7 protein-coding genes are annotated in these 12914 nt (G+C 46.0%); 3 read left to right on the top strand and 4 right to left on the bottom strand.

The genetic code is table 11. The annotated features are described in order from the left end of the window. Positions 1–90 precede the first annotated feature (90 nt). The 4 genes from FVR03_RS04905 to FVR03_RS04890 form a co-directional block, all read right to left on the bottom strand. Complete coding sequence (locus FVR03_RS04905; RefSeq protein ID WP_147920651.1) at positions 91–627, bottom strand: YceI family protein; 537 nt, start codon at positions 625–627, stop codon at positions 91–93. Positions 628–1478: 851 nt separating this feature from the next. Then, a complete protein-coding gene (locus tag FVR03_RS04900) occupies positions 1479–2105 on the bottom strand; it encodes a trimeric intracellular cation channel family protein (RefSeq protein ID WP_147920650.1) in 627 nt (208 codons plus the stop codon). A gap of 98 nt (positions 2106–2203) precedes the next feature. Next, complete coding sequence (locus tag FVR03_RS04895; RefSeq protein WP_147920649.1) at positions 2204–5599, bottom strand: DEAD/DEAH box helicase; 3396 nt, start codon at positions 5597–5599, stop codon at positions 2204–2206. Between the two features lie 306 nt (positions 5600–5905). Then, positions 5906–10438, bottom strand: a complete 4533-nt coding sequence (locus FVR03_RS04890) for a PAS domain-containing hybrid sensor histidine kinase/response regulator (RefSeq protein WP_147920648.1) — start codon at positions 10436–10438, stop codon at positions 5906–5908. A 1217-nt stretch (positions 10439–11655) separates the two neighbouring features. Here FVR03_RS04890 and FVR03_RS04885 point away from each other — a divergent pair. The 3 genes from FVR03_RS04885 to FVR03_RS04875 all read left to right on the top strand — a co-directional run bounded on the left by FVR03_RS04885 (position 11656) and on the right by FVR03_RS04875 (position 12914). Continuing rightward, entirely contained in the window at positions 11656–11934 is a 279-nt protein-coding gene (locus FVR03_RS04885; RefSeq protein WP_147920647.1) for a hypothetical protein, read from the top strand. Positions 11935–12194: 260 nt separating this feature from the next. After that, positions 12195–12443, top strand: a complete 249-nt coding sequence (locus FVR03_RS04880) for a hypothetical protein (RefSeq protein WP_147920646.1) — start codon at positions 12195–12197, stop codon at positions 12441–12443. 216 nt (positions 12444–12659) lie between these two features. Then, the gene (locus FVR03_RS04875) at positions 12660–12914 is read left to right on the top strand and encodes an SRPBCC family protein (RefSeq protein WP_147920645.1); all 255 of its coding nucleotides are present in this window, start codon (positions 12660–12662) and stop codon (positions 12912–12914) included.

Here is a 12914-nt window from a genome sequence, read left to right as displayed (position 1 = left end):
TGGTTATAATTGTACGTGGCACCAGCTGTTGCGGGGCAGCAGTAGCTCCCTGCTTACAGGCAGCAGGCTCTACTGCTGCTGCTGCCCTGGCTAAGCCTGCTTTACCAGCTGAATTTCGGCTTGCAGCTTAATTTCGTCGCTCACCACAACACTGCCTGCTTCTGTTACTGCATTCCAGGTAAGGCCAAACTCTTTGCGGCTGATTTTACCTGATACCGTAAATCCGGCCTTTGTCTGACCGTAAGGGTCTACCACGATGCCACCAAACTCCACCTGAACAGTTACAGGCTTTGTAGTGCCTTTTATGGTAAGGTCGCCGTGCAGTTTAAAGTCGCTGCCACCAGTTGCTTCGTATTTATTACCTACAAACTTAATCTCATTGAATTTTTCCGCTTCAAAAAAATCAGCAGATTTAAGGTGCGTGTCACGCTGCTCGTTGTTCGTGCTGATAGAATTTACATCTGCCGTGAACACAATATTTTGAGGAGCAGTAAACTGATCGTCTTCAGTTTCAGCCTCTGCATTAAACTTCTCGAAATAACCGGTAACAGTGGTTATCATCAGGTGCTTTACTTTGAACTGTACTTCTGAGTGTGTGGGGTCTATTGCCCATTTAACTAGTGCCATGATCTTTTTATTTTTAATGGTTATAAGTTGTGTTTATCTACCATACAAATGTATGTACATTTAATGTATATACAAGTATTTTCCAAAAAAGATTCATAAATTTTATTTTTGTTCAATATAGGTCTAGTTAGAAAGCTGGGGAACGTGGGCAGATGCAGTGAAAGATAGCTTGACCCTTGGATGAATTTAAATAAAAAACCTTCGGAAGGCTGTTTTCATTCTATTAATTCGTAGTAAACCCTGGCATACAGATAGCTGCTTTCACAACTTAATTTAGGCAGCAGCTACAGCGCAAGAACCTCTGTCAGGTGCACCTGCTGAGGCTAGGGTTACGTGCTATAACTGTTATAGGCTGCTCCGAGCTGCCAGACTAGGCGTTTTAAATTTGGCGCAGCATCAGGTTGTATAGCAGTGTATTCAAATTATTTATTGATGTTACGCACTAAGGATATTCTGTTAAATTTTATTCTCCCAAACCTATAAATTAATTTACTGGCGGTGTAGCTGAGGCTCGTAGCACTTGATACCAGTTCTCGGGTTGAGCGCCTTTGCAGGTTTCCGGTGCCGCGGGAACGGCAGCCCGCCTGCGGACAGGAAAGATGCAGCAGCGCGATGCCCGAGAAGGAGGCCTCGCTAATATAGGGGCCCTTCCCCAGCCTTGAGCGCTCGGAGCCACAACAATGCAACAGTAAAGCCTAAGGGCACCGGATGAAACAGTTGCCAAGACAGCCGGAGCTAAACTTATAAAAGTCTTACTGATAAACGAGCGTAACATCAATTATTTACATAAAAATGGCCTTCCAAAGCAAAATCAGCTTCGGAAGGCCAAGGGTCGGTCCTGTAAAATTGGCTTATAATTGCTTCGGGTGGCGGCCAAATTTTGGAAGGCTAAGGTTATACTTCAGAGCCAGCAACCTGATGACGATGATAAAAATAACCGAAGCCAGAAAAGTAGTATTTCGCTCCAGGCCCAGGTCATACAGCACCAGGTACAGTATGGCACCTGCCATACAGGCACTGGCATAAATCTCTTTCCGGAAAAGCACCGGAATCTCGTTTGTGAGCATATCGCGGAGCACACCTCCCATCACCGCCGAAAACATACCCATAATTACTGCTACTTCAGCACTAAAACCTAAGCGAATGGCTTTTTCTGTGCCTACAATCGTAAAAAGCGCTATGCCCAGGGTATCGAACAACTGGAAAGTGCGGCGCAATTTTATAACGAAAGGATAAAACAGACCGGCACACACAATACCTGCCAGAATAATGTACAGCAGGCGCACATCCTGCACCCATACCAGGGGGTAGCTTCCCAGCAGCACATCGCGGAGGCTACCGCCGCCAATAGCCGTAACAAAACCAATAAAGCTGGCACCAAACCAGTCGTGCTCCTGCCCTTTTTCGCCCACCGCCAGTGCTCCCGACATGGCAAATACAAAGGTACCAATCAACTCTAAAACAGATTGAATATTCATGTTATCATTCAGAAAAGAACCAGGGCAAAAGTAGCAGTACTTTTCTGCGTTTGCTTCGTTTTCAGGAAGCAATTTTTGGACATACTTTGCAAACGGCTTCAACCCAGCAGCCCAAGCAGATCTTTTTTGGTGAGCGATTTAAAAATAGAGGAGTCGGTTTTTACCAGGTCCTGCACCAGCTGCTTTTTAGACTCCTGTAGCTTCCTGATTTTGTCTTCAATGGTATCGGGGCAGATCAGGCGAACGGCCACCACATTCTTTTTCTGCCCGATGCGGTACGTCCGGTCTATGGCCTGGTTCTCTACGGCAGGGTTCCACCAGGGATCTACCAGATACACATAATCTGCTTCGGTTAGATTAAGGCCCGTGCCGCCGGCTTTCAGGCTTATCAGGAACACCCGCACCGCACTGTTACCCTGAAACGACTCCACCACAGCTGCTCTGTTACGTGTTTTGCCGCTCAGGTATTCATAAGCCATTCCCTTGGCTTCTAAGGCTTTGGCAATTAAGTTCAGCATACCCACAAACTGCGAGAACACCACAATTTTGTGATCGCTGGCCTTTGTTTCCAGCTGCTCCAGCAGCGTGTCTAGTTTAGAAGAAGCCTGGCCATAATCTAACTCGCCGGGTAGCAGAGCAGGCGAATTGCAGATTTGCCGGAGCTTGGTGAGCCCCTGCAGCAGTTGCATGCTGGTTTTAGGCAGGTTTTCTTCCTGCAGGTTCAGCAGAAAATCGCGCACGTCTCTTTCGCAGGCATCGTAAATGCGCCGCTGCTCCTCCCCCATCTCGCAATAAATTACCATTTCGGTTTTCTCGGGAAGTTCTGAAGCTACCTGCTGTTTGGTGCGCCGCAACATAAACGGAGCAATTTTTTTCTGCAGTTCAAGTGCCCGCTTGCCATCTTTAAATTTATCTATGGGAGAGGAATAATGCTCCTTAAAATGCTGCTTTGTACCCAGCAAGCCGGGGCAGGCAAAGGCAAACTGACCGTACACATCGAAGGTGTTGTTCTCGACAGGCGTGCCGGTTAGCACTACTTTGTTCCGCGATTGCAGTAGCCGCGCTGCCTTAAACCGCTGCGAATCGGGGTTTTTGATGTTCTGCGACTCATCCAGGAAAATGTAATTGAACCGGTAGTGCTTTAAAAACCTGATATCGGAGAGTAAGGTGCCATACGAAGTAAGGATGATCTCGTACTGGTCAAATTCGTCGGTATTTGTTGTTCGGCCTGCCCCGTAAACTGTCAGGAGCCGGAGCGTGGGTGCAAACTTTTCGACCTCGGCCTGCCAGTTAAAGATAAGCGAAGTCGGTACGACCACCAGGTTAGTGTTGTGCTGCCGTTTCTGGCGCTGCGACAAAATAAATGAGATAATCTGTAATGTTTTCCCGAGCCCCATATCATCGGCCAGGCAACCGCCAAAATTCATTTCATCCAGAAAATTAAGCCAGTTAAGGCCTTGTTTCTGATACTCCCGTAGCGTAGCCTGCAGCTCCGGGGGCACCGCCACCTCTTTTATGGTTTCGAAGTTGGTAAATTTGGCGCGGTACAGGGCCAGCTCTTCCTTTACCTCATTTGTCAGGAGCTCCTGCTCATACAAGGCGGCTATGCCTGAAAAGTTAATTTTTGGGGTACGGAGTTGCTCCTCTACCACCTCGCCTGCCTTAAAATAACCAGCCAGTTTCTGCAGCCACTCTTCCGGCAAAATACCCAGGGTACCATCGCCTAACTGCACATATTTGCTCCTGTTCCGGATGGCCTTGTACAAGTGCTTTATTGTTACCTGCTGCTTTCCGTAACGCACATCTATCGAGGTATCGAACCAGTCTACACCGCTGGTCACGATAATAGAGATCTTGGGTTTGTTGGGATTTAGCTTGTTCTTGGTTATCTGGTTAAAGCCAAGAATCGTAATGTTCTGGTTTCGCCAGGCTTCAAAAGCTTCTAAAAACCAGGCCTCTTCCAGAAACTCTTTTTTGTGCAGCGAAAAGTGGTCGCGGTGCAGCTGGGACTTAAAATCAGGGTGTTGCAGGAGCAGCGCTGCTGTCAGCTTCAGCTCTACCTCTACATCGCGCTCCACCAGAAAAGCGTTGCCAAGGGCATCGGTGGCGTAAATCTGTTTTTTAGAAAGAACCGGAATCTCTACCTGCCCGTAGCGCACCACCGGCGTTAGCAGCACAAAATTTTCGGAGTCGGAGAGGTAAATTATTTTTTCCAACTCCTGGTTAAAGCCCTGTTGCTCCAGCTGTGTGGGTGTGGCTGGCTTCAGGTAGGCATACGATATGTGGACCCTATTCTCCAGCTCTGCCAATATCTTTTTCCTGAACTCCTCGAACTTAGACCGGTGCAGCAGCAACTTGTTGTTGTGCTGCTTAAAAAACTCCATTATCCGCAGAAAATCGAGGTTATCGATAAGGTACAGCATGCCCTGCAACTGCACAAAATAGGTGTACTGGAGTTGTAGCTTTTCGAGGTCGTAACTATAGTCGTTTACCTCCAGTTGCCCTGTTACCTCATAAAACTGACCGGTTACTTTTACCGCCAGCCGCAGGTTTATGGGCAGCAGGCTTACGCTGGCCGGCACAACAGAAGCAGCTGTAATGTTGGCCGAAACTGCCGGGTTGTGGCAGTAGAACGGCAGCTGCAAAGGGTTCTGCAAAATGGCTTTTAAGGCAACCAGGTCGGAGGCTGGTCTGCCGGTATTGTAGTTTTTATGGAACTTGGAGATGCCGGTGAAGAACTTCAACTCCTCGCTTTTATCTGTTTCCCAGAGCAGGTCCAGGGCATCTACTGCCACCAACGGATTTTTCAGCTTACCATCTAGCGTGGTTTGGGCCTCAAAAAGCTCCAGGCACAAATGGCTGTAGAATTTATGCTGGCTCAGGATCACTACCTGCTGCAACCGTTCCTTTTTCATGGCTGCGGGCAGCTGGCTGCTTTGCTGGGGCAGCAGGCGCTCTTTCAGGTAAGCCTGGTTTAATTTTTCGGCAGGCAACAGCTCCTTTAGCCTGGGCTTTACGCTAAGTTCTTTTGCAGCGTACTCCAAGTCAAAGAAGTCGTGCAGGTTCTTTTCATTTTCGAGACCGTAAGCAATGGCGGTTTGCCTGAATTTCTGGTTGCGCAAGTCTTCGTCGAAGAAAGCGCGAATTTCGGGGCAGGTCATCAGCAGCAACAGCACCTGCGCCTGGTGTTCACATAATTTCTTTTTAGGAGTGCGGCAGCCGCACGAGAGCACAAGCGTTTGCCCAATGTGGCTCACCTCTACCCGCGGAAAGTATATAGTGCTTGCCGGCCTTACAAACGAGCCAAAGTTTATCTCCAGGAACTGCGGTTGAATATCGGCTACCTCCAAAGCATCCGTGGAAATTGGAACCAGGCTGTGCTGCAGGATAAAGCTACTGGTAAGGCTGGCGAAGGAAAAACATGGGAACGCAAACTCAAAAGGATGATCTCTGAGGTTCTTCGTCTGCTCTAATTCCGGTTGCTTTTCAAACATGCTGTTCCTGTTTACATTTCCCTGGCCACAAAGATAAGCAGCCCCCGCACTAAGTTCACCTCACCAATTTTTTTTCTGTTACAGGAGCTGTAGTTGAGCCCGTTAGCTACTCACTACCCTTGACTCAAAATAGCCTTAAAACCTTTGGAAGGCCATTTTCATTTGAATAATTGCTGGTTGTTCATTGCTGATTGTTGTTTGTTAGATGGTTGATTGGAAGAAATTTTGAATGAGAGGATGAAAGAATAAAAATCAACTTTTAACTAACAAAAGGCCTTATATCCAGTATCAAACATCTTTTTTAACCTACAGCTCTTTCTGCAACTGCTGCACTACCTGGTCAGATACCTGCACCACCAGTTGTACCTGCGCTCCTATTTCCGGGAGGTTTGCTTGTTGCTTGGCGTTAAGTTCTATTTCGCGGATTACCTTGTGCAATTTTTCGATTCCGAGCAGGTCGTAGGTCGGTTTAAGTTTATGAGCGGTGGCACTTACACCAGGCCAGTCTGCAGCTTTGTATTTCAGTTCCAGTTCCGTTACGGTTTTAGGTACTGTGTCTACAAAAATCTGCTTCGTTCTCCTGATCATGTTCTGGTTGCCACGGGTCATTTTTTCGAGCAACGACAGGTCGTATAGCGGCTGGTCTGGCTCCTCTTCCTGCACCTGCACCTGGTATACAGCTCTTTCTTCTTCTGCCATCGTTTTAGGTGCATCAGCGGGTAGTGCCGCCTTAATTTTCAGGAACAACTCCTCTTCCTGAAATGGTTTGGAGACATAATCATTCATACCGGCATCGATGTACTTTTCAGCATCGCCTTTAATGACATTGGCAGTGAGGGCAATAATCGGAACGTTGGCCTTTTTCTGATCTGGCAGCAAGCGTATTAGCTGTGTGGCATCCAGGCCATTAAGCTCCGGCATCTGGATATCCATTAAAATAACATCGTAATAGTGTTCCTTAGCCATTTCAACTGCCTTTACTCCGTTTAGGGCTACATCTACAGTGGCACCCCATTCTTCCATTATCGATCGGGCCAGAAACACGTTTACTTCGTTGTCTTCGGCAAGGAGCACGTGCAGGTGCTGGAGCTCGCTAAAGTTAAGCTCGGCCGCAGGTTCAGGATTAATTTGAGACTTACTTTTTTTGTATGGAATCGTGAATTTAAAACTACTGCCTTTGTCTTTCTGGCTCTCGACCCAGATATGGCCCTTCTGCATCTCGACAAGTGCTTTACTGATGTTGAGGCCGAGGCCGGTGCCTCCATATTTGCGCGTTGTACTACTGTAAGCCTGCGTAAACCCTTCGAAAATACTCTCGCGCTTATCTTCCGGAATACCTATGCCGGTGTCCTGCACCATAAACTCCAGCTCCTGCAACTCCTCGTTTTGGTGCACCAGCCTTACCGAAAGTTCCACGAAGCCCTGCTCCGTAAACTTGATGGCATTGTTGAGCAGGTTCAGCAGAATCTGGTTCAGGCGGTACGGGTCGCCCATGAGCGTGGCCAGTTCGGGCGGAAATGGTTTTAACCTGTAGCTGACCTCCTTTTCTTCTGCCTTGTATTTAAGGGTTTCGTAAGCCTGCGTAACAGTATCGCTTAGGTTGAACGGAATGTGTTCTATTGTAATTTTACCAGCCTCCAGCTTCGAAAAGTCCAGAATATCGTTTATCACGACCAGCAGGTTATCGGATGAGTGCCGAATGATGTTGAGGTAGTTTTTCTGAGCCGGGGTTAATTCTGTTTTACCGAGCAAACCTGCCATACCCATAATGCCGTTCATCGGTGTCCGGATTTCATGGCTCATGTTGGCCAGAAAGTTCTCTTTGGCACGCGCCGATTCTTCGGCAACATCTTTAGCCCGCTTCAGTTCCTCCTCTATCAGAATGCGCTCTGTAATGTCCTGCGCAATAGCGATCAGGTAAGGAGCATCTCCCTGTTCCTGCACTTTGTAGCTTTGGCAATACAGGTACCGCCGCTCCCCTTCCCGGTCGGTTATGGTAAACAACCCTTCGGCTGCCGACACTTTATCGAACTGCTGCAGATACTCCTGGTAACTCTGAGCACTTGTATAAGAAAAGAATAGCTGAAAACCTTTGCCCAGCACATCGGCTTCGGCTAAACCAAGCTGATGCAACAGGTACGGGTTCACCGACAGTATATTCCCTTCCATGTCGTGCGTCAGGATATAGGCCTGGCTGTGTTTTATCAGCTCCCGGTACTTCTTCTCACTGCTTTTTAGGGCTTCGCTGGCTTTTTTTCTGTCAGAAATATCGCGGAAGGAGGTTTGTATTTTGTACGTTTCACCTTCTTTGTTCACAATAGGTTTTATGGCAACCTCCACCCAGATATATTCTCCTTCTTTTCGGCGGAGGCGCAGGTCTACCATGGTGTTGTTTTTCTGAGCCAGCACCTCGCGTAAAGTATCGGAATTAACTTGGACGGCATCATCGGGGTGCAGCAAAGCAAATGGCGACATCCCGATCATTTCGCTTTGTGTATACCCAAACAGGTCTTCTACCGATTTTGAGATAAAAGTAATGGTGCCGTCGGTGTCGTGCAGGCAAATTACATCTTTTGAGTTCTCGGAGAGCAGCCGGTAAAGTTCCTCGCTTTTCTGCAGCTGTAATTTGGCTTGTTTCTCTTCTGTAATGTCGGTGGCTATGCTAAGTATCTGCACTTCACCGGAGCGGGCAACGAGAGGCTTTTTAACAATGCGGAGCCAGGCTTCCTGACCGTTATAGATAGTGAAAGGTTCCTCTATGGTATGCTGGCACATGGTTCGCAGAACTTTGGCATCTGTTTCCTGAACAGCAGCATTTTGGGCTGCCTGCCGTAGAACACCGGAAGCCGTTTTGTCTATTATTTCTTCTGCAGGTCTGCCAACATACGCAGCAAACGTATTGTTTACATAAGAGTAAATTCCTGCGGCGTCTTTTACATAAATCAGGTTAAAGCTGTTATCCATAATCTGCCGGAGCAGCTCATCTTTCTCTTTCAGCAATAGCTCATTTTCGTGCTGCTCGGTTATGTTGCGCACCATCATCAGGAGGGTATCGTCGTCATATTTCAGCACTCTGGTTTCGCAGAAAATGGTGCCTTTGGCGCTGTCATGGTTGTGTTTCAGGGTAGCTATCTGCCCGGTACGAAGAACCTGGTCGAAATGCTCCTGAAACTGATCTGCGAGCTGTTGTGGCAGGAGGCTGCGCAAATTTTTGCCAACCAGCTCCGCCTCGGTCATACCCATCGGGATGTAGGCAGAGTTGTTGGCAGCTTTAAAGGTACCGTCTTTGTCTACAATAAATACAAGGTCGGGTATGGCGCGTAAAATGGCTTTGTTGTAGGCCTCGCTGGTAAGGGCCTCCTGCTGTGCATTATGCAGCGCAGTTACATCCTGCCCCGATGTAACCAGTAGTTTCACACGGCCTTTCTCATCTATTAACGGGTTTATTTCCCGGATAACGTGTGTTGCAGCACCAGCCTCATCTGTAATGGTTTCGCTCATCTGCACCGGTGCCTTTTTCTCCAGTGCTTCTTTTAAATGTTTAGACCTGTGTAAAAATCGCTCTTCGGGCAAATTCCGGAAAGCTGCAAATTCTGTGTTGTTCTTGCCTAACATCCAATCCCTGACTTCTTTTTCTTTGATGGCCGAAGGATTGACATATTTATAGCGGAGTTCATGGTCGAATACCACGATTTCAGATGAAATAGTATCCAGGATAGACTCGTAAAAAGCTTTTTGCTTGGCAAGCAGCTGGGTATGGCGTTTCTGTTCGGTTATATCGATGGCTGACCCGATAACCTGGGTTACCTGACCTGCAGCATTGCGTTCAAAAACAGACTCGCGGCAGGCGAGCCACCGCACATTGCCTGCTTTGTCCTTTACTTTGTATTCTAATTCGTCTACATCGTCGGAGGGTGAATGGGCTATCCGCTGCAGCCTGGCGCGCACCTGTTCTACCTGGTCTTCGCAAATAATAGAAAACAGGAATGTTTCGCCCATAATGGCAACATCTACGCTGTTATAGCCCAGCACCTGCTCCACATAACTGTTGGTGTAGAGGGTTTTGCCAGTAGCAGGTTCATAAATAAAAATAATACCCGGCACCGTACGCATAATATTGTGCACCAGCCGCTGACTTTCTTTCAGGGCCTGTTGCGCCTGTCTTTTCGTTGAAATATCGATCAGGTAGAGCCTTACAAATTCGTGGTGCTGATCGTGCACCACAGAGAAATTATAATAAGACTGCCCCAGATACACCACACATTCGCCGGTATACAGGTCTTTATCTGCCTTTCGTATTTTGCGGAGCAGCAGCTTGCCCAGTGCAGCCTGGCGTTTGGCCGATAATTGCTGCAATAACTTGTGGGCGGCTGCATTGCGGTAGAGCAGCTCCCCCTCGTAACTTACACTAAAAACAGGATTAGGATTATGATCTGTAAACGTTTGCTGCTGCTTTGGATCAGGTTTCTGAGGAACTGTATCTAAAGCATCTTCCGCGCTTAAAATGCAGGCTATTCCTGTAGCACCAGCTCCTGCCACCTCTATACCGGCAACGACCTGGCAACGAAAATCTGTTCCATCAACGGTGATGCGTGTGGTAACAGGTCCGGCACTTTTACCGGGAGCAACAGCAGGCTGCGCTAAAAAAGCATATTCCCCGAGTGAGCTGATGGGCTTACCCGCATAAGAGTAGGCTGGTGCAGGCAAGGCCACATAGGCTGCAAACGCATCGTTTACCGACACAATGGTACCCTGGCCATCTGTTACGAGGATACCATATTGCAACTTTTCGAAAAGCAATACTGCCAAAGCACTGTCCTGATTTTGATCATGCATCATATTCTAAGCCTGCCTATTATACTAGTTGCACCAAAAAGAAACTGTTTCTTGCCTATAAAAAAAAGCTGTATACGTTTTCCAAGCTCCACCTATCTTATCTTTATGCAATTACTTCAACCTACAAAGAAAGCTAATTTAAACAGGATTAAGAGAATGAAAAAATTATCTGTTCCAGAGATCAGCACCAGAAAACGAAATTAGCGCCTCTGCACCACTCAGAAGAATGTTCTTGCTGTTCATAACCGGTGCGAACTTTCAAGTCTATTTTAGAGGATGCTTCTGAAAAAAAGGAAACGTCTGTCTGTAATTATTAGAATAAAAAGTGCCTTCCAAGAGTTTTTCGTTAGTTTTTATCCAAGGGTAAACACCTTCATTTGTGTTTAGTTGAACCTAGGCAGAGTCTGCTACTCAATGTGCCAGGACTGTAGGTGCAGTTCATTTTGGCTCAAGAAAGAGAAAACACTTTTACTTGCCTGGTTAAACAACAGCTACCTGAGGTGAGCATTATAAGAGACTTAGCTAAACAGACGGCTTTCCGAACCTCGATATAGTTCTATTTTATATAAGCATTATATCACTTGTGAATTTCAGCAAAATTGTACAGTATTTGTAATCCTTCTCCAAATCCTGCTGTAGCCAACCAAAAAAATTTTGAGTATTTCCTAAGAGCTTTGGAAGTTTATAAACAAATGTTCTGTCTCAACCATTTGAACAGCGGCATTAACAGTTTATACTGTTGTGTAAAGACCTTGGAAGAAGTTTTCTAAAAAACCTTCGGAAGCCTGATTTCATTAGAATAATTGCTGCTGTGCTATAAAAGCAAGCTAAAAATAATACTTGCGCTTTGCCTCTAAAGCTCTACATCGTATTCCGTTTAATAACCAATATCTTCGGCAAAAATATAAAACAAAAGTAAACGAAAGTAAAAAATACACATTATTCAAGCTATCTTTAACTGCAACATCACCTATTTTTAAGTATTTATACTCAAATATTAACATTATGGAAGGCTAATAAATATTTATTTAGTACATTTATAAAGAATTAGCTCAAATGCAATAAACCATAAGCAAGAATAACTAACGCTTATAAGTTTCACATTTTCTTAATGTTACAACTTTTAAACTAAAAATATTTTCTTTATTTCCTGAACTAATTATAATTATCCATTGTCAATAAACATGAATATCAAGTCTACTACATAATCCTAAAAGATCATGATAATCTCTAGCAAAGAAAACAAACTGAACGAAACAACCCAAAAGGCTGGCACCTATGTGTATGCCCTGTATCTTGATGGTAAAGTAGTACACGTAGGCCAATGCACCGATATACGCCATATGGCAATGAGTAAAATTACCGGCAACGAGATGCAATTCGAACGAATTACCTACACGTTTATGGATGGCGTTCATCCGTATTCAAAAGAAGCGAACCTAATGGAATCTGTTGCACATAAAATGCTGGTACCTTCTATTGAGAAAGCACTCGCTTAATATCACCATACCAGTTTAAAAGGCGGAAGCCCATTTTCAGAAGACGGATATTGACCAACTTCTGAAAATGGGCTTCCGCCTTTTAGGATTTGCCTCCTGCCACACAAGGCACTTTCTTACATTACAACAACTGCTGCAAGCCGCATATTCAGGCAAAAAAATCATTTCGGCATTTTAATTCGTACTATAAGAAGTTGTGGCCCAGCCACAGGAAAAGTCCTGTTCAAAGGCCACGTATTGTCACATTAACCGATACAGAAATGAAAAATATACTATTACCAGGTGTGTTTACACTTACAGCTGTTTTTCTGTTTTCTTGCGAAAGGCAAGGCAGTGGAGATAGTGCTACCGTTATGGACGATGATGACAGCAGGCGCGTAGTTGCCCGTGACACCATCGTGACGGAGTACGAAGTAGAAGAAACCGTTGTTGAATACGATACAACCACCAGAACCAGAACTGTTAACTCGGAGAAGGAAAGGGATCGGGACGATCTCAAAAAAAGATAATGTGCTTTAAATTCAGATGATCATCCTTCATCCGGAGTAAAAAATTAAAAAGGGAGTTGCCAGAGAACTGGCAGCTCCCTTTTTAACGTCATCCAGCCTTACAGCATACTACAGTGGCTGCTTTACATCAAAGGTAAATACCTTACTACCCACCATACCCCATCTCGTTTTCCCACCCTAACAGCCTATAACCGGCCTTATTATTTTGCAGATGAAATGGTAAGTGACGCATTTAAAAGTTTCAGGCACCAGCACCTGTTCGAGAAAGCAGGCGCAGAAACACGCATCACCGATATTTTCGATTACACGTCGCCGCTTGGCTTGCTGGGTACGCTGGCCAATAAACTTTTTCTGGAGCACTATATGACGCGCCTGCTCACCAAACGCAACCAGGTTCTGAAAGCATATGCCGAAACAGGAAAGTGGAACGAGGTGCTCCAGATCACCAAACGGCTACAGCAAGGTGTGTAG

Origin of the sequence: Pontibacter qinzhouensis (assembly GCF_008017455.1) — a bacterium.
In the GTDB taxonomy this organism is placed as follows: domain Bacteria; phylum Bacteroidota; class Bacteroidia; order Cytophagales; family Hymenobacteraceae; genus Pontibacter; species Pontibacter qinzhouensis.
The sequence above is the reverse complement of the archived record's forward strand: the minus strand, read 5'-3'. Positions and strand labels throughout refer to the sequence as shown.